The following is a 24731-nucleotide window of genomic DNA, read 5'->3' as shown; positions in this document are numbered from 1 at the left end:
TTGGTAGATAGTGCGTTCCTCATTTTCGTTTAATATATTGTAGCATTGACGAAATTTGGTAAATGAAGTTAGAATACAAATGTTAACTAGTTAGGATATGTATTAACAATGCAATTAATGGGGCGTGATTTATGGTCGGTATAGGTGGTGGATAAGAAAGAAGCCATTCTGAGGCTGGATGGTTGTATTCGTTTACAAAATAAAGAGAAACATGCTTGTCATACCTTATAGGGAGGACTTTAATGTGAAAAGAACTTTATCGAATTATGTAGCTATGATTCTCGTATTTGCTTTGCTTGTACCTACAAGTATCTATGCAGACAGCTCGGATACATCCCGAACGAAGACAGATGTAAGCGGTCACTGGGCGGAGGAATCACTTGAATCCTGGATTCAGAATGGAATGATTCAAGGCTATGGAAATGGCGTATACAAGCCGAACCAAGCCATAACAAGAGCAGAATTAATAACTCTTATTAATCGTACATTTAACTTTGTTGAGGTATCTGGCAGCTATTCTTTCTCAGATCTATCTGCTGATAACTCTTATTACAACAATATAATGAAAGCGGTTGCCGCTGGGTATGTGAAAGGATATACGGATGGCACAATTCGTCCTGATGACCTTGTATCACGACAAGAAGCTGCTGTAATGCTTAGAAATGTGTTCGGATTATCACCTGAAGAAAGTAGTAGTTCGCAGCTTACTGATTTGAGAGGGCTTCCAGATTGGAGTAAGTCTGCAGTCAATACCCTGCTGAATTCAGGCTATATTACTGGTTATCCTGATCAAACCTTTAGACCTGCCAAGTCCATTACGAGAGCGGAAGCTTTGGTATTGCTAAAGAATATTTCAGGAGAAATTATTAACAAAGAAGGTACATACTCTGGCGTAACAGCACGAAATGTACTTATTAACCACTCAGGAGTTACACTGAATAATTCAACAATTGAGGGAAATATAGTTCTGACGCAAGGTATCGAAAAGGGTGAAGTAGTACTAGATCAAGTCACAGTCAAAGGTGATGTTATTGTCGCTAGTGGCGGAACTGTTCATTTGAATGGTGATTTTGGGACCGTGGAAGTAAGATCATTAAATCATCCACAGGTGAAACTAGTAAAAGGAGTGATCCAAAAGCTGATATTGAATCAGCAGACGGAGCTTCATGTAGAAGAAGGTGCAGTTATCAATGAAGTTGTGATTGAAGGAAATCTAATGATCACGGTGACCGGTAAAGGGGTAATTAAAACGACTGACGATCGAATTATACGTAAGGATAACGTAACATCTACACCGGAAGCAGGAATTCCTAGTCAACCTTCCGTTCCAAATCCGTCACCAAATCCGTCACCAAATCCATCAACAGACCCGGATCAAGTTCCTGTACCTACGTTTAAAAATGTATCGGTCCACGATCCTTCGATCATTAAAGACGGGAAAGAATATTATGTATTTGGATCTCATATTGAGGCAGCTAAATCGACTGATCTGATGAACTGGACAACGTTTACGAATGGATATACAACCCCTAATAACGTTCTGTTTGGCAATCTATCAGAAAATTTAAAGGGCTCATTCGCTTGGGCTGGTGAAAATGACTCGGATAGTAAAGGCGGTTTTTCCGTATGGGCACCGGACGTGTTCTGGAACGAAAATTACATCAATAAGGACAACACAAAGGGTGCCTATATGATGTATTATAGTGCATCATCCACCTATATTCGTTCCGCGATTGGTTATGCAGTATCTCAAAATATCGAAGGACCTTATGAATATGTAGACACGATTGTTTACTCTGGTTTCACTAAAAACGATGCGAAAGATACGGATAGTCAAGTTAATAAAAAATGGACAAATACCAATATCAAAACATTGGTTGACGTGAAGCTTTTGAGCGGTCCAAATGAACAATGGTTTAAAGCAGATGGATCATTCAATAACTCCATGTATCCTAACGCGATTGATTCCACCTTATTTTATGATACAGACGGTAAACTGTGGATGACCTATGGTTCTTGGTCAGGCGGTATTTTCTTACTCGAACTGGACCCGCAAACAGGGAAAGTAATTTATCCAGGAGAAGATGGAACAACGAAAGATGGACGAATCATTGATCGTTATTTTGGTACAAAAATTGCCGGTGGCTATACGAAATCGGGAGAAGGTCCGTTTATTGTCTATGATAAAGAGACGGGATACTATTTCTTGACGGTTACTTACGGCTGGCTTGGGGCTGACGGCGGATACAACATGAGACAGTTCAGATCTAAGAATCCAGACGGTCCGTATGTGGATGCTGAAGGGAAAAATGCAGTATTGCCAAGTGGCGCGGAAAATGAAACTTATGGCATTAAGATGATCGGTAACTTCCTCTTCAAGAGAGAGATTGGTGATCCGGGAACAGGTACAGGTTATGGTTACGTATCTGCTGGTCATAACTCGGTATATTACGATGAAGAGACAGGTAAACAATTCTTGTTCTTCCATGCTCGCTTCCCGCAAAAAGGAGAAGCACACGAGCTTCGTGTTCACCAAATGTATAGGAATAAGGATGGTTGGCCAGTAGTAGCTGCTAATCGCTATGCGGGCGAGACGCTTTCGAAATTGAATACAAAAGATATCTCAGGCGAATACAAATTTGTGAATCACGGTTTAGCCTATTCCGGAGATATTACAAATTCAGTTGATATTAGTCTGAATGAAAATCAAACGATATCTGGAGAGGTAACCGGATCTTGGAAATTGAAGGATGATTATTATGCAGAACTTACTGTAGATGAAGTCACATATGATGGAGTTTTCGTAAAACAATGGAATGAAACTTTGCAGAAGGAAACGATGACATTTACGGCCATTTCAAGTGCGGGAGAAACGATCTGGGGTATTGGACAGCCTGAGAAAACAGATCAAGAGGTTGTAAAGGATGTGGAGCGGGCGCTTACATTAGGTAATACATCCAATGTTTCTTCAAATTTTACACTTCCTGTAAAGGGAGCGCGCAACACTCAAATCTCTTGGAAGACTTCTGATTCAAGCGTTGTGTCTGAGACAGGAGAAGTGAAGCCTCCAGAGGTTGGTGAGCAGAATGTAACGGCAACACTTATGGCAACCATTTCGAAGGGCAACGCCGTAGTGACGAAAACATTTGATATTGTAGTAGCACCGGTTGACGCTTCATATGGTCTAATTGCGCAGTATTCTTTTGAAAATGATCTATCCGCTTCCGTCGGTTCTTTTGGTGATGGACTCACAACAGGAGACCGTATTGATAATTCAGGCGGTACAATTACTTACGATGAGGGTGTCGTAGGAAACGGAGCTATTTTTGACGGCAAATCTGGTATCAAACTTCCGAATGGTCTGATTGAGGGGAAAGAGTATTCTGTATCCATGTGGCTGAAGCCTTCGCAGATCACACAGTATACTCCGACTTTCTTTGGTGGATCAAACAAGAGTTGGATCAGCTTTGTACCGCAAGCAGGAGATAATACGACAACACTATGGTCTGGTGAGAATTGGTATAATGCATCCATCGGATCAAGAATTCGTACGAATCAGTGGCAACATATTGCGTTCTCTGTTGACAGTGGATTTGTAAAAGTATTTGTTAATGGAACAGAAGCTTACTCAGGCTCGGGCTTCCCAGATGTGTTTACTACAAATGATGGTGTATTCAGTTTAGGTGTTAACTTCTGGGATACTCCTTATCAAGGCTTGATTGATGAACTCCGCATCTACGATGTTGCCATTACTGCGGAAGTGGCTACAAAATTAGCTGAGGAATTAGCAGAGGAGGAACAAGGACTAGCTGAACTCATGGCTGAATTCTCTTTCGAGGATAAGCTAAACGATACCCAAGGCGACTTTGGAACCGGAACAGTCATTGGAGATAAAATTGGGAACCCAGATGGTGGAACAATCACATATAAGGATGGGGTAAAAGGGAAAGCAGCCGCATTTGACGGGAAGTCAGGGATACTTCTTCCGAGCGGGCTCATTTCAAGTGATAGCTATTCAGTTACAATGTGGGTATATGCAGATGAATTGAAGCCTTACACTCCCGTGTTCTTCGGAGCACAGTCGAATAAAAACTGGATTAGTATGCTCCCGATGGGACATGACGGAGCAAAAAACAACGCGATGTTGTGGTCAGGTGAAGCGTGGTACGATGCCATAACAGATGTGAAAACACCGCTTCAAAAGTGGACTCACTATGCATTTACGGTGAATGGTGATGCCGTTACCGTATATGTTGATGGAGTAGCGAAGTATACGGGCAAAGGATTCCCCGATATTTTTACAGATAATAAGGGAACCTTCAGTCTAGGTACAAACTGGTGGGATACTCCTTTCAAAGGCATGATTGATGAACTGCAGATTTACAAAGGAGTTATTACCCCAGAAAAAGCAGCAGAACTTGCTTCATAATATTCATTGTGGTTAATAACCAATGAAGCACTTCTCAGGAGGAGTGCTTCATTGGATTTCTTCATGAGAGGGCTACTCTATTCATTGTTCCTATGGAGGCACTATGATAGAATTTATTTGTAGAACATGATATATTCGTCAAGAGAACAACCTTGCTTCATATTAGATATGAAAGCGCTACATATAGGAGGCGTAAGAATCGATGGTACAAGAAACAAATAAGGCATATGAAGGAACTTACGGAAGTTACACTGCTATTATTTTGAAGTCAGGTCCTTATGAAGCTAAGATGATCCCGGAAATTGGGGGCAATCTAGTTTCTTTTCGTGATGTAGAGCGAGGTCATAGCTATCTGAGAGAACCGGGTGAAGATCATGCAGAGGAATTAAAAGAGAACCCAGGAGTATATGGAATCCCTGTATTATTCCCGCCGAATCGATTCGAGGATGGGAAGTTTCCTTGGAACGGTAAGGTATATCAGCTGCCAATTAATGAAGAAGCAACAGGTAACCATCTTCATGGATTTATGCACTACATACCGTGGCAGGTTGTAAGTTATGGAACTAATGAGCAGGAGAGCTTTGTCGTTGTCGAACAGATTGTACGAGAAGGACATGAATTTTATAAGTATCTCCCGTTTGAATATACAATCCGTCTTCGTTATACACTCAGCGAGCTGGGACTTCAGCAGCAAGTGACTATTAAAAACGAAGGTAAGGAATTCATGCCTAATTTGTTAGCTTTTCATACGGCTATTAAAGCGCCATTTGATGAGACAAGCGAAGCTTGCGACTATAAAGTCAAAGCAACGATTGGTCAGCGTTATGAGCTGAATGGTCGAAGTTTGCCAACAGGCAACATTCAGCCTTTATCTAAAGAGGAAGAACTCTTAAAGACAGAAGGAGTGAATCCTTATTTTGAAGCCATGGATAATCACTATACTTCAGAGCCTCAGAATGGACGTAACTACATGGAACTTACGAACACTAAAACAGGAGATACTCTTGTTTATGACGTAGGTACTTCATACAAGCACTGGATGATTTGGAACAACAATGCGAGTAATCAATTTTTCTGCCCAGAACCGCAGATGAATCTCGTTAATGCACCGAATGTAACAGGAAAATCAAACGAGGAAATCGGACTTATTGCACTAGAACCAGGTTTTGTCTATGAACAAGTGAGCCGTCTGTATATGGTAAACAGATCACTATAGTCAGCCGGGCAGCAAAGATGATTGGCTGGGCGAGCTTTTCTTTAGAAAAATAACGTATGAACCCATAAGATTTGGTGAAGGAGGAATTGCAAATGGAATTCCGTATTGAGAAAGATACGCTAGGTGAAATGAAAGTTCCCGCTGATCGTTTATGGGGTGCGCAAACACAGCGCAGTAAAGAGAATTTTCCAATTGGTCAGGAAAAAATGCCGCTTGAAGTCATTCGTGCCTTTGCGATACTTAAAAAAAGTGCTGCTAAAAGCAATCTTCAGCTTGGTAAGCTCTCAGAGGACAAAGCAGCAGCCATTGTTTATGCTGCCGATGAAATATTGTCTGGACGGGTAGATGATCATTTTCCGCTTGTTGTATGGCAAACCGGAAGCGGTACGCAGTCCAATATGAACACAAATGAAGTGATTGCCAATCTCGGTAATCAGTGGCTTGCTGAACAAGGCAAGGAAGAGCGCCTTCACCCGAATGACCATGTGAATATGTCACAGAGCTCTAATGATACATTCCCTACAGCACTTCATGTAGCAGGGGTTATTGCGGTGGAAGATGAATTGCTTCCGGCTATTCAATTGCTAAAAGGAACGCTCCATCAGAAATCAGAAGAATTTATGGATATCATTAAAATAGGTCGTACTCATCTGCAAGATGCAACTCCGATTACACTCGGGCAGGAAATCAGCGGCTGGGAAGCCATGCTTGCCAAAAGCGAGCGCATGATCACAGCAAGTGTAGAGTCGATGAAAGAGCTTGCGATCGGAGGAACTGCAGTAGGTACGGGAATTAATGCTCATCCTAAGTTTGGCGAGATGACAGCAGAAGAGATTAGTAAAGCAACAGGCAAAAACTTTACTTCTGCGGTGAATAAGTTCCATGCCCTGACAAGTCATGATGAAGTGGTCTATACCCATGGTGCTGTCAAAGCACTCGCTGCAGATCTCATGAAGATTGCAAATGACGTACGCTGGCTGGCAAGTGGACCTCGCAGTGGTCTCGGAGAAATTTCGATACCAGAAAATGAGCCGGGAAGCTCCATTATGCCAGGAAAAGTAAATCCTACACAAAGCGAAGCCCTCACGATGGTCGTTGCACAAGTAATGGGAAATGATGCTTCCATTGGTTTTGCGGCCAGCCAAGGTAACTTTGAACTGAATGTATTTAAACCGGTTATTATCTATAACTTCTTACAATCGGTGCAGCTGCTTGCAGATTCCATTCGTGCCTTTAATGACAAATGTGCTGTCGGTATTGAGCCGAATAGAGAGGCGATTAAGCAAAACTTGGACAATTCCCTCATGTTAGTTACGGCGCTCAATCCGCATATCGGTTATGAGAATGCAGCGAAGATTGCAAAACATGCACATAAGAACGGTTTAACCTTGAAAGAAGCGGCGCTTGCTTCTGGGCTTTTGACGGAAGAACAGTTCGCCGAGTATGTTGATCCATCAAAAATGATTGCTCCAAAAGCATAATCGTAATAGCAGCAACAAGAATAAAAGCAACAAAAGTAGAAGCAACAAAATAGAAGCAACATAGTGTAAGAGAGCTTGCTTACACTTTATACTACCAATAGACCAGGAACCTTTTTAGGTTTCTGGTCCTTTTGTGGTGTGGTTGCCTTTTTTCCTAGGAAGCCTGTATGATAAGAAATGCTGCAAGATTTTTCGGACAGAAGGGAGAACGCGAATTGAAAGGAATTTTATTTGCCATTTTGGGTGGAGCATGTATTACACTGCAAGGGATCGCGAACACTCAAATTAGTGAAGATATGGGGACCTGGCAGGCCGCTGCCATTACACAAACTACCGGGTTTGTGATTGCATTAATCATTATGCTGTGTGTGCGTGAAGGAAATTTCGGTGCGATTAAAAAGGTGAACCCTTTATATATAACGGGCGGCCTGATGGGAGCAATCATTATTTTTAGTGAAGTGACTGCGATCCAAAAAATCGGGGTAACCCTCACCATATCTGCCCTATTAATTGCCCAGCTGAGTCTCACTTATCTAATAGATATCAATGGTTGGTTTGGAGTAGTGAAACGGAAAATTACCATTCCTCAGCTGCTTGGGATTGCGATGATGATTTTGGGCGTTATTATTCTTAAGTGAATCAAATTCATCCTAGACTTTGAAAGGAACCGTTATGATATGACATTAGGTATTATTATAGCTTTGATAGCAGGCTCGTTTGTAGCAATGCAGGTTGTTTTTAACAGTAGAATGGGTGAGCATACAGGTTCCTGGCTTACAACGACTATCGTGCTAGGACTTGGAGCAATCGCTTCTCTTACAATAAGTTTACTGGTTGAAGGAACTGGCGGGTATCATTTGGAGAATATGAAGGGTTGGTACTGGATCAGCGGAGCCATCGGGGTAGGTGTGGTATTTAGTTTGATGCAGGGCATCAAGTTTCTCGGACCTACGTTTTCGACATCCATTGTGCTGACGTCTCAGCTTAGTTTTGCGTTATTTATGGGATTCCCTTGGCTTTTTTGGACTAGAGAAGATTGAGCTTACAATGAATAAATTAATTGGCGTTCTTGTGATTATAGGGGGAATTCTTGTCTTTAAGTATGGAGAACGTTTAAGCCAAGTACGGAATTCACCAAAACAGAGTAAATAGGAAAGCAGAATGTAGTAATCAGGAAAGCGAATGTAGTAATCAGGAAAGCAGAATGTAGGAATCAAAAACACGATTTTTCGCATAAGAGCGAAAGGTTGTGTTTTTTTGCGTAATCAGAAAGTGAAATCCATTAGAAGCGAGCAGTAGAACATAAATGCAAATAAACATCCGACTCCTCTATTCCATATCCCGCTGTAAACATTATAATAATTAACAAATGGGGAGATAAATTTACATTACATGTTAAGTATAGAAAGGGTGTTTTGCATGCAGCTTACTGTTAATGAAGCTTTAGGTATCTACCCTCTCTCTGAAGCTAAATTGGTCGCAGGAGCACAGGGCGGGGGGAGAGTGATTAAATCGGTTAATGTAATGGACGCTCCCGATATTGCGGAATGGATTAAAGCCGGTGAACTGCTATTTACGACCGCCTTTGTGATGAAAGACAGTGAAGAAGATGCAGTCATGCTCCTTCGGAAGTTATATGAACGAGGATGCGCGGGCCTCGGTATAAAGCTCGGCAGATTCTGGGAGCAGATCCCTAGTAAAATTGTAGAAGAAGCCAATCACCTCGGACTCCCCTTGATCGAATTACCTTTTCAGTTTACGTTTTCCGACCAAATGAATGCCTTGTTTAAGGCTGAATATGAACGGAATACAAAAACACTGCAAACTGTGGTAGAGAAACAGAAAAAGCTCATGCATTTCGCTCTTCATCAGAATCATAAAAAAGATATGTTTGCTAAATTGGTTAGTATTATAGGTTACCCTATCGCGGTGATCGGTTCGAGAGGGCATTTATTATTTGCGAGTGAAGAGACGAAGGACCTGAATGTACAGCAAGGCTGGCCATATAAACCCTTGTTTCAGAGAGTGAAATGGGATCATGGCAGTTGCTATCGTGTACCGATCACGCAGGAAGATGAAGATTTCGGCTTTTTACTAATATATACGGATGGGGCCTATGTTCTAAAAGAGGAAGAAGAGCTGTTTCAACAAGCAGCGGAAGTTCTTGCTTATGATATGGATATGACCTACCGAGAACATATGAATCCAACCCTGCAAGATGAAATATGCCTTGTGATGAAACAATATTTGGAGCGGAAGATAAACGCGGATGAACTCGTGAGACGTTCAGAAGGGTATGGGATACAGCTATTCCAAGGGAACTATCAATGCGTGCTGACAACAGTGGAACCCGAAATATTTGCTGATGGGAAACTACTGAAACAGATTCACCGAGAACTGCAATATAACCCGATGATGCAGCTGACAAACTCTTCACATATCAAAACAGACGAAGGTATTCTCTCGATCTATACCTGTCCTGCCGGAAAAGATTATGGTGAAGAATTGTCTCGTTTTCTTCTCAGTCGGTTCGAAGATATCATTGAGCCTGGGAAGACGGCAGGTGGCTCCATGCCAAGATTTTGGATCAGTAAAATGAAATATGAACCTAAGTCACTTCGTGAAGCTTATCAAGAATGCCTGGACACCCGCGCACTTGCCGCTCGTTTTGGAATGAAAGAAGTTGCCCTTCAGTTTGAAACGCTCGAATTCGCTTATCTTTTTAGTTATGTCCCTGAATCTGTGATGGAAAATTACTGCAATAAAGTACTGGAACCTTTACAGACGGAGGGCGGAGATCCGAGTCAGATTCTAATGAACACGCTTGAAGCATTTATCGAAAATGACGGACTCATTAATGAAGCAGCAAAACAATTGTTTGTACACCGTAACACAATTACTTACCGTATGGATAAAATCAGCACTCTCCTGCAAATGGACCTCAGAAAATCAAATGATCTTCTCAAACTCAAACTTGTATTTACCTTTCGGAACTATTTACAGGCTCATGAAACGAATGAAGCCACCCCTAAACCACACTTTGCCAAATAGGATACGTGCATTAAACACAAAACAAATCTTATATGTTAGTTTATATAACAAATATGTAAAATGTATATTGTAAAACTAAATCCAAATAACATAAAATGTAAATATAAACGTAGATTAGGAGGTGTTATTCACTGAACCTAACATTAAAAGATATAAATTCTTTCACTAAAGAAAGGTATATCGCTTCTTTTGGTGATCTATTTGAACATTCATCATGGATTGCTGAAGCAGCTTACCACAAACGGCCTTTTGATTCTTTAGAACAAATGCATGATTTCATGGTCAAAGAAGTGGAACAATCAGATAACAATAAGAAAATGACACTGCTTTGTCATCATCCGGATCTTGGATCACGTCTTACCATGAGCCAGCATTCTGTTAACGAGCAAAAAGGAGCAGGACTAGGTACGCTGCCTGCCGTAGAGCAACAAGAACTTTCGAGAGATAACGACAGGTATAAAGGAAAGTTTGGGTTTCCTTTTATCATTGCGGTGAAGGGAAAAACACCCGAAGATATTCGGGAAGCCTTGAAGGAACGATTGGAGCATACGCCGGAAGAAGAATTTCAAACTTCGCTGGAAGAGGTTTATCTAATTAGTTGGTATCGTCTTACGTCTTGGATGGAACAAAACATGACAGAGGAGAGGGTATGAATGACTTACGAAGCGCCTAAAGAAAGAACGATGTATTACGGAAAAGGGGATGTATGGGTATTTCGTTCCTATGCCAAACCGTTGACGGGTGTGAAGGTGATTCCTGAATCTTCTTTTCGCGGGAGAGAAAATGTGCTGTTCGGGATGAATATCAAGGTAGCGGTCAAAGGAGAACGATTTATCACTTCTTTTACAGAAGGGGATAATTCTCTGATTGTAGCAACAGACTCTATGAAAAATTTCATATTACGTCATGCTGCGGAGTATACAGGGGCTACGGTGGAAGGTTTTCTAGAATACGCAAGCCGTTCTTTCCTTGAAACCTACCCGCAAATGACGGGGGTGCGAATGTCAGCAGAACAGGTCCCTTTTGAAGAGATTGAAGTTGGAGATCCGAGTGGAATCGCTGCAAGTAATCTTGTATTTAAGTATTCTCACAACGAAAGTGCGAGTGCTGCATTTGTCCTTGAGAGGGAAGAGAGTAGCATAAATGTGGCAGAGCATCAAAGCGGTGTAGTGAATCTTAGACTGATTAAAGTGAAAGGCAGCAGCTTTTCCGGTTTTGTAAGAGATGAATATACGACACTTCCGGAGACCTCTGACCGTCCATTGTTCATCTTTTTGAACATTAACTGGAAATACACAGACATAGAAGACGCCCTTGATGACACCCGCGGTAATTATATCGATGCAGAGCAAATACGTGATATTGCAGCTACCGTATTCCACGAAAATAATTCTCCTTCCATTCAGTCGCTTATCTACCTCATCGGACTACGAATGCTTCAAAACTTCAGCCAGCTCGCAGAGGTATCTTTTGAATCCAATAACCGTACCTGGGAAACGATTGTCGAAACAGTATTAGAAGGTCCGGGATCTGTATTCACAGAACCGCGTCCACCCTATGGTTTTCAAGGTTTCTCCATGACAAGGGAAGATCTGACAGCAGCAAAGCAGAATGAAGCACAGCAAGCAGGCAGGGTCTAGAATGAGCGGAAAACTTACAACGCATGTGCTGGATACGAGCCGTGGGATACCGGGAAGTGATATGAAGGTTGAACTGTACTTGATTCAGGAGGAGCTGGGAGTAGAGCAGGCTGTTCTGCTAGATGCCCGGTTCACGAATGCAGATGGGCGCTTGGATTCTCCTTTTCTCGAAGATGACCTGAGAGAAGGGGTGTATGAACTTCGTTTTCACGCCAGAGCGTATTTTGAGACTTTTCTATTGGAAAGTGGAATACATACCATCTGGGATGTAATTCCGCTCCGATGTAAGATCACGAGCATTCATGAGCATTACCACGTTCCTTTACTTGTTGCACCGGGAGGATATAGTACGTACCGGGGAACGTAATAGCAAGTATGCAGGTCATCTTATTGTAGAAGGAGTGCTCCTGATGCCGAAAAAATATGAAGTCATCATCCAAGGTGGCTGTGCTGTTTTACCCCATGGTGTGGAAAAGGTGGACATCGGCATTCAGGATGGTGTTATTACTGCAATCGCTTCTGAGTTAGATGCAGATGAAGCAGCTATTCTATACTCTGCTCACGATCAGCTTGTATTTCCGGGTGTGGTCGATGCGCATGTTCATTTTAATGAACCCGGACTAGCAGAGTGGGAAGGATTTGAGACCGGTTCTGCCGCACTTGCTGCAGGCGGAATAACTACATATATTGATATGCCGCTGAATGGTGTACCACCGACGACCACGAGACGCGGCTTTGAATGCAAGCTGTCGGCTGCGAGCGGAAAAAGCTATGTAGATTATGCTTTGTGGGGTGGGCTTGTTAAGAACAATGAAGCAGAACTAAGTTCTCTTGCCAAATCAGGTGTGGCAGGATTTAAAGCATTTATGTCTGAACCTGGCGGAGAAGGAGAGGAGATCTTTACTCGAACGGATGATAAGGCACTGATTCGCGGGATGTCAGTGATTGCAAGTCTTGGAGGGGTGCTGGCTCTTCATGCTGAAAGCAATGAAATGACGGATGCACTTGCCTGTGCGCGAATCTCCAAAGGAAGAGTAGGGGCAGAAGATTATTTGGCTTCCCGGCCACCGGAAGCGGAGGCAGAAGCGGTGACTCGTGCCCTCATGTACGCCAGAGAAACAGGTTGCAGACTTCATTTTGTTCATATCAGCACGGCTAGGTCGGTAGAACTCATTACAGAAGCGAAGCGCAGCGGACTTGATGTTACGGTAGAGACTTGTCCTCATTACTTAGTGCTGACAGAGGAGGATGTGGTAAACAAGGGTGCCGTTTATAAATGTGCACCTCCTCTTCGCAGTAAGCAACAGCAAGATCTGCTTTGGGAAGCTGTCCTGTCTGGCAGTATTGATATCATCGCATCCGATCATTCTCCGTGTCCTCCTGCCATGAAAGACACAGACAATTTCTTTCAGGTGTGGGGCGGGATTGCAGGAGCGCAGAGTACGTTGCTCTTGATGCTTGAAGAAGCTCATTTGAAGCGAAATGCACCACTTCCGCTGCTCGCTTCTTTACTATCAGCAGAACCGGCTAGACGTTTTGGACTGGATTCATGTAAGGGAGAGATTGCGCTAGGTAAAGATGCTGATTTAGTCATTGTAAGTTTGAACGAATCGTATACACTGACACAGGAAGAAATCAGATATCGTCACCCTTTATCACCCTATATAGATCGTACATTCTCATGTAAGATCAAAGCGACTTTTAACAGGGGGATTCAAATTTATGACGATCTGCACGGATTGACCAACCAAAAGCAAGGTCGGTTTATTCCTTCCATGCTGTCAAAAGCGGCTGCGGAGGAGGGGGATATTTATGTCTGAACCTTCCCTCATCAAAAGTGCCGAAGCAGACAGAGAAGCTGCATTTTCCGCTTCTTGTCACCTCCTTCATGAATTACTTAGGGAACTTGCGAATATCGGAAAAGCCGAGGAAGGCGGAATGACAAGGCTCTTGTATTCCTCTTCCTGGCTGAAAGCACAGCAGTATCTTCAACATGTGATGCAGGAAAAAGGCTTTATTACTTCCTTTGATCAATCCGGGAATTTATATACACTGCTTGAAGGTACAGATGAGAACAGTCGCCATAAGCCGCTGTTTACAGGATCACATATCGATACCGTGATTTCGGGAGGTGAATTCGATGGTGCGCTCGGTGTTGCAGCGGGAATGGCTGCGCTTCTGTATCTGAATGAAGTATACGGGCCTCCGGTTCGATCACTTGCAGCGGTGTCCTTATGTGAGGAAGAAGGTAGCCGGTTCCCATTTGCTTTCTGGGGTTCGAGAAGTGTCACGGGAACAAACGACTGGAGTGCTGCTGGCAGCCTGTTAGATGCGGAAGGAATCAGTATGCTCGAAGCAGCTGAAATCTGTGGATTTGGACCGAATTCATCGTACCGTCAGAGACCTTTCGAGCCGGATGGATACCTGGAGCTTCATATTGAACAAGGGGCTGTGCTTGAGAGAACGGGAGCTTCGATCGGCATCGTTACCGATATTGCTGGACAGAAACGGCTTGATGTAGTGATCGAAGGTGAAGCGAATCATGCCGGAACAACCCCTATGCATTACCGAAAAGATGCGCTTATCGGTGCAACTGAGATGATCGTTCAAATCCATGAGCTTGCGCTTTCTTATGGTGATCCGCTGGTAGCCACTGTCGGGACAATGGAGCTCCTTCCGGGGGCAGTGAATGTCATTCCTGGAAAAGTGGTATTCACTTTGGATATCCGGCACACGGACAAAAGGATTATGGATTGTTTTATAGAGGAGACGCTTCTGATCATATCTGAGTCCGCAGCACGTAACAGTTTACATGCAGAGTGGCAGGAGCATTTGTCGGTAGATCCTGTGGCTATGGATGAAGGATGGATCGAGCGGATTCAGAATGCTTGTGAAGCCTTTGATTTCTCTTACCGTAAAATGCCGAGCGGTGCAGGCCATGATGCACAGATTTTTGCGGAGGTATGTAAGGCGGCGATGATATTTGTACCTAGTCAGAAGGGTCTCAGTCACCATCCTGAGGAATTTACCTCAGAGGAAGAGATCAATCAAGGGTTCAGAGTGCTTGTAGAAATGCTGTACCAATATGGCTACAGGGGGAAGACAGATGAAGAAATATAAAGAGCTAAACCCATCACTGCGAACCATTATGACACCCGGGCCGGTGGAAGTTGATCCACGTGTGCTGAGGGCCATGTCATTTCCGATATTAGGACAGTTTGATCCTGAGTTTACGATGCTGATGAACGAAACCATGGAGATGCTGAGAGATGTATTTCAAACCTCTAATGAATGGAGCTTCCCTGTGGATGGAACTTCTCGATCGGGGATTGAAGCCGTTCTCGTTAGTATCATCCAGCCTGGAGATAAAGTGCTGGTACCTATTTTCGGAAGGTTTGGACATTTGCTTGTTGAAATTGCCCAGCGCTCCGGTGCGGAAGTTGTATTTATGGAAGCGGAGTGGGGAAGTATTTTTGATCCGCAGATCGTGATCGAAGCGATTCATACTCATAAGCCGGATATAGTTGCCTTGGTGCACGGGGAAACGTCCACAGGTCAGATGCAGCAGCTCGCTGAGATTGGAAGGGAATGCAGGGAACAGAATATTCTGTTTGTGGTTGATGCGGTCGCAACGATTGGCGGTGTACCTGTCAAGACAGATGCTTGGCATATGGATGCGGTGATAGGCGGAACTCAAAAATGCATCTCTGTACCATCCGGCATGGCGCCGATTACTTATAATCAGCGGATCGAAACCAAGCTTCGATCTCGAAAACAAATTGAACGCGGACTACGGGATCCGGCAAGTTTGGATCATAAGTCATCTTTAGTACCCATCCGAAGTAATTATTTCGATCTTAGTCAGATTCAGGATTACTGGAGTTCAGCTAGACTGAACCATCATACAGAAGCAACCTCTATGCTGTACGGTCTTCATGAAGGGCTGCGTATTCTACTTCAGGAGGGGCTTGAAGACCGCTTCGCAAGACATGAACTGAATGAAAAGGCGCTTGTACAAGGAATCAAAGCAATGGGTCTTTCGTTATATGGAAATGAGGACAGTAAACTTCCTTGTGTAACGTGTATCAATATCCCAGTCGGGATGGATGGAGAGGCAGTACGAAATAAACTGCTTCATGATTTTGGGATAGAAATCGCGAGTTCCTTTGGACCGCTGAAAGGGAAGATCTGGAGAATTGGAACCATGGGATACAGCTGTAATCGTAAAAATGTACTGCACGTACTAGGTGCGCTTGAAGCGGTACTTATTCACGAAGGGCATAAACTACCTGCCGGGGAAGCGGTGCAAGCAGCGCTTTCGGTCTATGCGGAGAGCAGCAAGGAGGAAGTGTCATGCTGAATCAAATGCCAATGGGTACGGAAGTGATGATCACTTCCCCCCACTATTTAGCGACAAGTGCAGGTGCAAGGATCTTAGCGCAAGGCGGAAATGCCTATGATGCTTCTATAGCGGTCAGTATTACACTTGGCGTGGTGTACCCTCATATGACAGGACCTGGCGGGGATGCCTTTTTTCTAATGTATGATGCGAAGTCAAGTCAGCTTTGGGGATACAATGGTACAGGGCGCTCACCTGCTTCGCTGACAAAAGAGTTGTTTGAGCAGATGAACCTGACTTCGATCCCAAGGAGAGGTGTTCTAAGTGCAGTGACCGTTCCGGGTGTGGTAGATGCTTGGTGGGAAATATCGCAGAAATATGGATGCCTGCCTTGGGAGAAGTTATTTGATTCAGCCATTGAATATGCAGAAAAAGGATGCCCGATCTCTCGTAATGTGCATACCTGGATGCTTCGGGACGAAGCGTATATTCGGGCAGATCAAGGATTATCGAGCATTTATATCCGAGATGGAAAGTTGCTTGCTGAAGGGGATCTCTTTATTCAGCTTGATCTGGCAAATTCTCTACGAATCTTGCAAAGTGGTGGAAGGGAAGCTTTTTATAAGGGGGTCCTAGCAGATGCCATAACAAACGCCGTAATTCAAGATGGTGGATTTCTGCAAAAAGAAGATTTCGAAAATCATACAGGGGAATGGGTCACTCCGTTAAAGGTTGATTACCGTGAGTATGAAGTATACCAAATGCCCCCGAACTCTCAAGGCTACTCTGTGCTTATGATGCTAAATATACTGGAAAATACAAATGTAGCTTCAATAGATCGTCTATCTGCTTCGTATTATCACCTCATGACAGAAGTAATTAAAAAATCATTTCGAGACCGGGATCGTTACTTGACTGACCCTGAATTTCGTGAAATTCCAATCGGTGATTTGTTATCTAAACCCTATGCAAAACAGTTGTGGGAGGAGATTGAAGACTCTCCTGAAAAAGCACAGCCCTTCCTATCCCAAGCGATGGGTCAAGACACTGCTTATGCAGCTGTCGTTGATGGGGAAGGGAATGCCGTTTCTTTTATTCAAAGCCTATATTATGATTTTGGCTCTGCTTATGTCCCTGAAAACACAGGGATTATCCTTCAAAATAGAGGCTCCTTTTTTTCGCTTGATTCAGATTCCCCAAATGTACTCGAACCGCGCAAACGAACCTTTCACACGTTGATGCCAGGCATGGTACTAAAAGACGGAAAACCATATCTGCTTCTGGGGACGCAGGGCGGGGAAGGCCAACCTCAGACGCAGTTATCCATTCTGACTGCAGTGCTGGACTATGGCTACACGGTTCAAGAAGCGATCTCGCTTCCTCGCTGGGTATATGGGCGTACCTGGGATGTGGAAGGAGATGAACTGAAGCTTGAGCAAAGGTTCGGAGCTGAGGTTATCGAAGGATTGCAGGCCATGGGGCATGAAGTGATTCCGCTTAGCGAATGGGATGACTTAATGGGGCAAGCGCAAGGGATTCTTATAGGACAAAGTGGATTACTTAGCGGAGCGGCTGATCCACGCGGGGACGGTGCAGCGATAGGCTGGTAACATCTATACAGGTGGTAAGGTTGCAGTCTGGGGAGGTTCCTAAAAGATGAGTACACTATTGATTCAAGGCGCACAGATCGTGACGATGAATGGAAATGAAGATGTATTTATAGGTGATTTACTGATTGAGGGCAACAAGATAAAAGAAATAGGGAAGAACATTCAGTCAGCCGCTGATCGGGTTATTGACGGCAAGGGAAAAGCGCTGCTTCCTGGATTCATTCAGACGCATATTCATTTATGCCAGACGCTTTTTCGGGGACGTGCAGATGATCTAGAACTCATGGATTGGCTGCGTAAGCGGATCTGGCCTCTTGAAGCGGCTCATGATGAGGAATCTGTATATTACTCAGCACTTCTCGGGCTTGGAGAACTGATCGCAAGCGGTACAACGACCATTCTTGATATGGAGACCGTTCATTATACGGACTCTGCTTTTCAGGCAATAGCTCAAAGTGGTATGCGTGTGGTTTCTGGGAAGGTCATGATGGATCATGGAGATGAAGTGCCGCTTCCTTTACAGGAAACAACGGCAGATTCTATCCAGCAAAGTGTTGATTTACTTGAAAAATGGAATGGTTTTGGCGGTGGGAGAATTCAGTACGCTTTTTGCCCGAGATTTGTTGTTTCTTGTACAGAACAGCTGCTTACAGAAGTACGGGATTTATCAGCGCAGTATCATGTAAAAATCCACACACATGCTTCAGAGAATCGAGGAGAAATCGAGCTTGTCGAGAATGAGCGCGGTATGCGTAATGTGGTTTATCTAGATCACATTGGTCTCGCTACACCAAGGCTGATTCTTGCCCACTGTGTATGGCTTAGTGAAGAAGAGAAAGAGATTATTCGTCTGCGCGGTGTAAAAGTAACGCACTGCCCAGGTTCAAATATGAAGTTATCCTCAGGAGTCGCGGAAATACCAGATTTGCTTAACCGGCAGATTCATGTCGGCATTGGTGCTGACGGCGCATCGTGTAACAACAATCTGGATATGTTTCAGGAAATGAGACTTACGGCTCTCATGCATAAAATACCGCATGGACCAACGGCTATGGATGCCAGGACGGTACTTCGAATGGCGACAATGGGCGGTGCGGAGGTGCTCGGTATGGCGAAGGAGATCGGAAGTCTTGAAGCAGGCAAGAAAGCAGATGTGATTCTGCTGGATTTGGATGATTTTCATACCTATCCATCTTACGATGTAGATGTTTATTCAAGGGTTGTCTATTCGGCAACAAGAAGCAATGTGGATACTGTCATTATTGATGGGGAGCTCGTGTTAGACCAGCGGGTAATGCGAACGATTGACCGTTCCATCGTACTGAGAGAGGCGGATCGCAGTATTGAAAGAATGGTGAACCGAATAAACGAAGTTTCCTAAAAGGTTGGAAAATCTTCTTTTATCCATCATATGAGCATCGTTTGCCGCTCGCTTTTCTACATTGGTTATCAATGTCAGGTTGAAAGCTGAGAAGAGAAAGGAGGAAACTCGAATGGAGATGCATGATATTTGCGAAGCAGCTTTGATGGAAGGAAGCCAACTCGTCTTGGCTACGGCTGTATATGTAGAAGGTCATGCATACCGTAAGGAGGGAGTTTCCATGCTCTTCACGGAAAATGGCAGCATGATCGGAAGTCTTAGCCCGGGCTGTATTGAAACGGATCTGGCTTTGCGGGCGGAAGAAGTGAGACGGTCTGGCAAACCTCAGCTCATCCTTTACGATATGAGACCCGAAGATGATTTATCTTGGGGTGAAAATATTGGCTGCGGCGGGTTGCTTCATATTTTGCTGGAGCCTGTAGTAGAGGATTTGAAATGGAAGTTAACTCAGATGAAATTATATCTGGATCAAGGACATAGCGTTACCATCCGCCGCAAGTGGAACGAGCAGAAGCAGGAGGTTCACCGCGATATTGAGAAAAGTGAGAATTCGTTTAGCGCCGAGAATGATATAGCTCAAGGAGTATATGTTCATACTTATCACCCTAAACCAAGACTTCTTATTATAGGGGCAGGTGATGATTCCATTACTCTTGCTAAACTTGCGGCGAGCACCGGATTTTGTGTCACGATCGCGGATTGGCGGGAAGCTTTATGCACAGAAAATCGATTCCCTAATGCAGCACTTGTTGCTGGCTTTCCTGAGGAAATCTTACGCGCTTTTCAGGTTAGGGAGCAGGACTATCTGCTCCTCATGAGTCATCAATTCCCCAAGGAACGAGCATTACTCGAACAATTACAACATTCCTCTTATCGATACTTAGGTATATTAGGCTCCCGGACCCGGACTTCGAGACTTCTGGAAGGACTGCCGCCATTCCCTCACTTGCATGCACCTGTTGGACTTACGATAGGATCGGAAGGTCCTGAAGAAATAGCGGTTGCGATCACCGCTGAACTCATTGCTGTCAAACGTAATAAAACAGCAGTTCATGATTACGCGAAGGGGGCTTACAGCGATGCGGACAGCAGGAGTTGTGCTCGCAGCGGGTCAAAGTCGGCGCATGGGTGAGGATAAAATAAATCTTGCGCTGAGCGGTGCCCCCCTCGGCTCCTATGCGGTGAATGCGGCACTCCATTCTCATCTTGATTTGGTGATCTTGGTTGTCAGAGCAGACGATCCGCTTTGCTGGCTCGTAAACTCAGCGAATGACAGGCTGGTCATTACTAGATGCTCTGATTCTGAGCTTGGAATGAGTCATTCGCTTCGCTGCGGATGGAATGAAGCAGTAGATAGGGGGATGGACAGTGTTCTGATTTTACTAGCGGATCAGCCGCTGGTTCAAACCGAACATATCAATGCTCTGCTATCCGCATACGCATCAGCACCTGAACTTCACTATGTCTCAGCGAAAGATGGGGATGTAGTTAAACCTCCGCTGCTTCTATCATGCAAGGTTTCTTCTGTAGTTTCTAAGCTCGAAGGGGATACTGGGGCTAGATCCATCATTCGAAACCGAGCTTATGTAGGAGAACAAATCTCATTTGACAAAGAAGTCTTCTATGATGCAGACACGCCTGATGCATTACTTTACCTTGGGGAGCTGATGGACTCGTGTAAGGAACTCGATTTCTCTTGATTTTTCCAAGGTGAAAAATGAACGAATAGTGTTACAGCTTAGGTGGGAAGTAAGGGGTGTGAATATGGGAATAGGACCTGAACGAATTGTGTATCCCGAGTTGTGGCAACCGGAAAGTATGGAAGAAGCGAGAAAGATCGCGGATCATGTAGCGCCTCATTATCAGTGGGCGGCAGGCACCACCTTATTACGAACACAGTGGGAAATGGGAACGGCACCTGTGCCAAAGCACCTGATTAGTCTTGCAAAAATACAAGAGCTGAATGCGTGTACTGCAGAAGAGGACGGATTACGTATCGGGGCATTAATGAAGCTGAATGCCTGTGCTGCCCTTGAGAGTGTTCGAACTCATTTTCCTTTACTAAGTCAGGCTATTGACGTAATCTCCGCACCATCGATTCGTAGTCTGGCTACGCTTGGCGGTAATATCGTATCGGGAGTGGGAGATTCCATTCCTGTGCTGCTCGTATATGAGGCAAGTTTAAGGTGGATGACAGACACAGGTCTTGCAGAGACAAAACTAACGGATTGGCTGGTAGAATGGCGCAGGGGACAGCGAAATGCGGACCATTTTCTCATCGAAATCTGGATCCCACTGCCTGAGCAGAAACCCGAGGAGGGAAGTCATACCGTCTCTTTCTTTAGAAAAATCGGAAGAAGAGAAGCTTTTACACCTGCACTGGTCACGATCGCTTTTCAGGGAACAGTGAACGCTCAAGGCGAGTGGACTTCACTAGCTATGGCCGCAGGAGGAGGTGCTGGAACGGCGATGAGACTCCTTGAAACTGAACAATGGATTCGTCAGTTTCCTGTAAGCAGTCTGCCTTTATCTGAACTAATGAAGCAAGTACAAGATGAATTTGTCACGATTAGCGATGCGTTTGCTGCTGAGTCTTACCGTAAACAAGCGGCTGCGGGATTATTTGCTTCTGAATTATGGAAGAGTATGAGATCCGCAAGGTACTCCGTATAACCATGTTCATTGGAGAAGGGATTGGGGAATATGCTGCTAAACAAAGAGACCAGCGGGGGCAAGTGGCACAGACGTCCTGATGGGAGAGAAAAAGTAACGGGTACACTGCAGTATCTTACTGATAAGTCACTTCCAGGTATGCTTTACGGCCGGGTAAAACGAAGCGATCATCCGTATGCCCGAATTAGAAGCGTGGATACCTCCGCTGCAGAGGTCTTACCAGGGGTCTATTCGGTGCTGACTCATAAGGATGTGCCTGGACTAAATGGATTTGGCATTGCTACCCCGGATCAACCTGTATTTTGTGAGGATTTTGTAAGGTATATGGGCGATGCGATTGCCGCGGTTGCTGCGGATACGCCTGAGATTGCCGAACAGGCACTTCATCTGATTCATGTTGACTATGAAGTGCTGTCTCCTATAAGTTCTCCTGAGGCTGCTCTTAAAGAAGGGGCGCCTTCTTTGCATCCCGCCGGAAATATACTGCATAGAACAGAGGTAAAGCGGGGCGATGCAAGAACCGATCTACAAAAAAGTGACTTCGTTATCAAGGAAGTGTATTATACGCCCCGGCAAATGCACACCTATATGGAGACAGAGGGCGGTTTATTTGTCCCGGAAGACAGCGGTAGATTAACCGTTTATGCACCGACACAGCACGGGTATAAAGATAGGATGCAGTTATCCCGTATTCTGGATATGCCGGAAGAGTCTATTCGTGTCGTATCTAGCCCGATCGGCGGTTCTTTCGGCGGGAAGGATGAACTGAATGTTCAGCCATATGGTTCACTTTTGGCGTTAAAGACGGGTCGACCGGTTAAATTCCATAACTCTCGTAAGGAATCGGTCCGAGCTGGACTCAAACGACATCCGATGAAGATCGAGATGGAGACGGGTTTTACTAGAGAAGGGTTGATGACTTCTCATCTTGTCCGTATTTTATCGGATACAGGAGCTTATGCGACACTTGGAGCGCCCGTACTTAATTTTGCAACAGAGCATTCGATGGGGCCGTACCAAATTCCGAGTGTGGATGTAGAAGGGTTGTCTGTCTATACGAATAATGGGGTATCTGGAGAATTCCGTGGATTTGGAGGCAATCAGGCGATCTTTGCAATGGAGGGACAAATGGACCGGGCGGCCGCGTTACTTGGTATTGATCCCTGGGAGATTCGGCGGCGTAATTTGCGGAGCAGCACAGATCCAGGGCCGCTTGGGCAGCAGATCCTTGCTACAAATGGACTGTACGAAGTATGGGATGCTGTAGATCATTCCGATCTGTGGAAGAAAAGAGAAGGACAAATGGATACAAAAGGAATAGAGGCTGTCTCTTTCATCGATTTTTCGTCAGCATCACTATCACACTCTTCAGCAGCACCTTGGATAAAAAAAGGAATAGGCGCTTCTCTTGCGATGCATGGTGCCGGCCTTGGTTACGGGATTCCAGATCCTGCCGGGGGAAGACTAAAGCTGAATGCTTCAGGAAAAATCGAAGCTGCTTTTAGTTATGAAGAGTTCGGGCAAGGACTTGTGTCTACGCTGGAGATCATGTTATGCGATATTTTCCGTTGCACCCCGGAAGACATAGAGATTGTAATTGGAGATACAGACCGGGTTCCGCACAGCGGTTCAAGTACCGCTTCACGGTCCACAACGATGGCTTGGATGGCTTTACAGCGCTTGAAAATCCCTTTTACCGACACTTTGATAGAACTTTGTGCGCAGGCAACCGGGCTGCCTGCATCTGAGTTAGTTACTGGAGCGGGTGGGATTTGGCACAGAAGCCGTAATCCGGATTCAAATGAACAAGAGAAGAAAGTGTTATCTTACTTGGAAATCGCGAACCTTGCTTCGGAAGACGAACTTACCTTTGATACAAAATTTCAATATCCAACTACGCCGGATGAAGTAATGGGCGGACATTTTCTCTATACCTATGCAGCGGTAATTGCGGAAGTGGAAGTCAACACGCTGACAGGTGAAGTTAAAGTAGAAGAAATTAAACATATCGTGGCCGCAGGTCCAGTCATAAATCCGATGGGTTATATAGGCCAGATTGAGGGAGGAAGCGGGATGGCACTCGGCTTCACCTTAATGGAGGATGCAATAATGGATCATAGCATGTATGTAACGACCAATCTGGATACCTATTTGATTCCTACTTTTCAGGATATGCAGCGAAAAATTACGGTGGAAGCGCTTGAAAACTTACCTGAAAATGATCCTTTTGGACCTAGAGGCATTGGTGAGATCGGTTCCGTGGCACTTGCTCCGGCCATTGTATCGGCAGTTCACCAAGCAACGGGGATTTGGCTGAATAAATTGCCGATTAATAGAGAGCAGCTTACGATTCCGCTGCATTCTGAATGGAAAGAAGGGGTTAATCCATGACAGAGGGCAGAGCGCATATGAACTGGAATGGCACAATCAACGGGAAGCAGGTGGAGATGGAGGTGCCTGCGACGGAGCGAATGGTGACGATTCTTAGAGATCGTCTACTGCTGACAGGTACCAAAATCTCTTGTGAAATTGGCAGGTGCGGGGCTTGTATGATATTACTTGGCGGGGAACCGGTGAATTCCTGTCTGCTCATGGCCTATCAATGTAACGGGCAGGAGATTCAGACCATTGAAGGGCTTGCTCCTTCTAACGAGACGGATCTGCATCCGGTTCAGCAAGCTTTTATTGAGGAAGGCGGTTTTCAGTGCGGGTATTGTACACCAGGGATGATTCTTAGTACCGCAAATTTACTGGAGCATCATCCTAATCCTTCGACCGAGGAGATCGAAAAAGCACTTTGCGGTAATCTTTGCCGCTGTACTGGTTATGGAGGAATCATCCGTGCAGTACAGCAAGCAGCAGCTGCATCCAGAGATGAACAAGAATAAACGAGAGCAGAAAAGAGAACAGA

At 44.6% G+C, this 24731-nt stretch carries 18 protein-coding genes and 1 pseudogene; all 19 read left to right on the top strand.

The window, feature by feature from the left end; genetic code table 11:
* Positions 1-244 precede the first annotated feature (244 nt).
* The 19 genes and pseudogenes from GQY27_RS22045 (at position 245) to GQY27_RS02060 (ending at position 24708) form a co-directional block, all read left to right on the top strand.
* Positions 245-4429, top strand: coding sequence for a LamG-like jellyroll fold domain-containing protein (locus GQY27_RS22045; protein ID WP_160031856.1), 4185 nt, complete (start codon positions 245-247; stop codon positions 4427-4429).
* A gap of 202 nt (positions 4430-4631) precedes the next feature.
* On the top strand, positions 4632-5645 hold the full coding sequence (locus GQY27_RS02140) for an aldose 1-epimerase (RefSeq protein ID WP_160031855.1): 1014 nt from the start codon (positions 4632-4634) through the stop codon (positions 5643-5645).
* 92 nt (positions 5646-5737) lie between these two features.
* Positions 5738-7126, top strand: a complete 1389-nt coding sequence (gene fumC / locus GQY27_RS02135; protein ID WP_160031854.1) for a class II fumarate hydratase — start codon at positions 5738-5740, stop codon at positions 7124-7126.
* A gap of 215 nt (positions 7127-7341) precedes the next feature.
* Positions 7342-7764 (top strand): DMT family transporter, encoded by a 423-nt coding sequence (locus GQY27_RS02130; RefSeq protein ID WP_160032037.1) that lies wholly within the window; start codon positions 7342-7344, stop codon positions 7762-7764.
* A 39-nt stretch (positions 7765-7803) separates the two neighbouring features.
* A pseudogene (locus tag GQY27_RS02125) lies at positions 7804-8278 on the top strand (DMT family transporter).
* A 267-nt stretch (positions 8279-8545) separates the two neighbouring features.
* Positions 8546-10177, top strand: coding sequence for a PucR family transcriptional regulator (locus GQY27_RS02120; protein WP_160031853.1), 1632 nt, complete (start codon positions 8546-8548; stop codon positions 10175-10177).
* Between the two features lie 113 nt (positions 10178-10290).
* On the top strand, positions 10291-10830 hold the full coding sequence (gene uraD, locus GQY27_RS21620) for a 2-oxo-4-hydroxy-4-carboxy-5-ureidoimidazoline decarboxylase (protein WP_328802937.1): 540 nt from the start codon (positions 10291-10293) through the stop codon (positions 10828-10830).
* Entirely contained in the window at positions 10831-11817 is a 987-nt protein-coding gene (gene pucL / locus GQY27_RS02115) for a factor-independent urate hydroxylase (protein WP_236570438.1), read from the top strand.
* A 1-nt stretch (position 11818) separates the two neighbouring features.
* On the top strand, positions 11819-12184 hold the full coding sequence (uraH, locus tag GQY27_RS02110) for a hydroxyisourate hydrolase (RefSeq protein WP_160031852.1): 366 nt from the start codon (positions 11819-11821) through the stop codon (positions 12182-12184).
* 43 nt (positions 12185-12227) lie between these two features.
* Complete coding sequence (gene allB, locus GQY27_RS02105; protein WP_160031851.1) at positions 12228-13637, top strand: allantoinase AllB; 1410 nt, start codon at positions 12228-12230, stop codon at positions 13635-13637.
* Complete coding sequence (locus GQY27_RS02100) at positions 13630-14937, top strand: M20 family metallo-hydrolase (protein WP_160031850.1); 1308 nt, start codon at positions 13630-13632, stop codon at positions 14935-14937. The genes allB and GQY27_RS02100 overlap by 8 nt, the downstream gene beginning before the upstream one ends.
* Complete coding sequence (gene pucG / locus GQY27_RS02095) at positions 14924-16177, top strand: (S)-ureidoglycine--glyoxylate transaminase (RefSeq protein ID WP_160031849.1); 1254 nt, start codon at positions 14924-14926, stop codon at positions 16175-16177. Before GQY27_RS02100 ends, pucG begins: the two co-directional genes overlap by 14 nt.
* Positions 16171-17766, top strand: coding sequence for a gamma-glutamyltransferase (gene ggt / locus GQY27_RS02090; protein ID WP_160031848.1), 1596 nt, complete (start codon positions 16171-16173; stop codon positions 17764-17766). Before pucG ends, ggt begins: the two co-directional genes overlap by 7 nt.
* Positions 17767-17812: 46 nt before the next feature.
* Positions 17813-19147, top strand: coding sequence for a 5'-deoxyadenosine deaminase (locus tag GQY27_RS02085; protein WP_160031847.1), 1335 nt, complete (start codon positions 17813-17815; stop codon positions 19145-19147).
* 112 nt (positions 19148-19259) lie between these two features.
* A complete protein-coding gene (locus GQY27_RS02080) occupies positions 19260-20279 on the top strand; it encodes an XdhC family protein (protein WP_160031846.1) in 1020 nt (339 codons plus the stop codon).
* The gene (locus tag GQY27_RS02075) at positions 20227-20847 is read left to right on the top strand and encodes a nucleotidyltransferase family protein (protein ID WP_160031845.1); all 621 of its coding nucleotides are present in this window, start codon (positions 20227-20229) and stop codon (positions 20845-20847) included. Before GQY27_RS02080 ends, GQY27_RS02075 begins: the two co-directional genes overlap by 53 nt.
* A 64-nt stretch (positions 20848-20911) precedes the next feature.
* Positions 20912-21820 (top strand): FAD binding domain-containing protein, encoded by a 909-nt coding sequence (locus GQY27_RS02070; protein ID WP_236570456.1) that lies wholly within the window; start codon positions 20912-20914, stop codon positions 21818-21820.
* Between the two features lie 30 nt (positions 21821-21850).
* Positions 21851-24211 (top strand): xanthine dehydrogenase subunit D, encoded by a 2361-nt coding sequence (gene pucD, locus GQY27_RS02065; protein ID WP_160031843.1) that lies wholly within the window; start codon positions 21851-21853, stop codon positions 24209-24211.
* A complete protein-coding gene (locus tag GQY27_RS02060) occupies positions 24208-24708 on the top strand; it encodes a (2Fe-2S)-binding protein (protein ID WP_201450660.1) in 501 nt (166 codons plus the stop codon). The genes pucD and GQY27_RS02060 overlap by 4 nt, the downstream gene beginning before the upstream one ends.
* Positions 24709-24731 lie beyond the last annotated feature (23 nt).

This window comes from Paenibacillus sp. An7 (genome assembly GCF_009870785.1).
In the GTDB taxonomy this organism is placed as follows: domain Bacteria; phylum Bacillota; class Bacilli; order Paenibacillales; family Paenibacillaceae; genus Paenibacillus.
This window is presented reverse-complemented; position numbering and strand designations above follow the sequence as displayed.

Excerpts from the sequence above, each read along its gene's own strand:
- GQY27_RS02100 (WP_160031850.1), top strand. The coding sequence starts at position 13,630 with ATGTCTGAACCTTCCCTCATCAAAAGTGCCGAAGCAGACAGAGAAGCT.
- GQY27_RS02140 (WP_160031855.1), top strand. The coding sequence starts at position 4,632 with ATGGTACAAGAAACAAATAAGGCATATGAAGGAACTTACGGAAGTTAC.
- pucD (WP_160031843.1), top strand. The coding sequence starts at position 21,851 with ATGCTGCTAAACAAAGAGACCAGCGGGGGCAAGTGGCACAGACGTCCT.
- GQY27_RS02070 (WP_236570456.1), top strand. The coding sequence starts at position 20,912 with ATGGGAATAGGACCTGAACGAATTGTGTATCCCGAGTTGTGGCAACCG.
- pucG (WP_160031849.1), top strand. The coding sequence starts at position 14,924 with ATGAAGAAATATAAAGAGCTAAACCCATCACTGCGAACCATTATGACA.
- GQY27_RS02075 (WP_160031845.1), top strand. The coding sequence starts at position 20,227 with ATGCGGACAGCAGGAGTTGTGCTCGCAGCGGGTCAAAGTCGGCGCATG.
- GQY27_RS02060 (WP_201450660.1), top strand. The coding sequence starts at position 24,208 with ATGACAGAGGGCAGAGCGCATATGAACTGGAATGGCACAATCAACGGG.
- fumC (WP_160031854.1), top strand. The coding sequence starts at position 5,738 with ATGGAATTCCGTATTGAGAAAGATACGCTAGGTGAAATGAAAGTTCCC.
- allB (WP_160031851.1), top strand. The coding sequence starts at position 12,228 with ATGCCGAAAAAATATGAAGTCATCATCCAAGGTGGCTGTGCTGTTTTA.
- pucL (WP_236570438.1), top strand. The coding sequence starts at position 10,831 with ATGACTTACGAAGCGCCTAAAGAAAGAACGATGTATTACGGAAAAGGG.
- uraH (WP_160031852.1), top strand. The coding sequence starts at position 11,819 with ATGAGCGGAAAACTTACAACGCATGTGCTGGATACGAGCCGTGGGATA.
- GQY27_RS02120 (WP_160031853.1), top strand. The coding sequence starts at position 8,546 with ATGCAGCTTACTGTTAATGAAGCTTTAGGTATCTACCCTCTCTCTGAA.
- GQY27_RS02085 (WP_160031847.1), top strand. The coding sequence starts at position 17,813 with ATGAGTACACTATTGATTCAAGGCGCACAGATCGTGACGATGAATGGA.
- GQY27_RS02080 (WP_160031846.1), top strand. The coding sequence starts at position 19,260 with ATGGAGATGCATGATATTTGCGAAGCAGCTTTGATGGAAGGAAGCCAA.
- ggt (WP_160031848.1), top strand. The coding sequence starts at position 16,171 with ATGCTGAATCAAATGCCAATGGGTACGGAAGTGATGATCACTTCCCCC.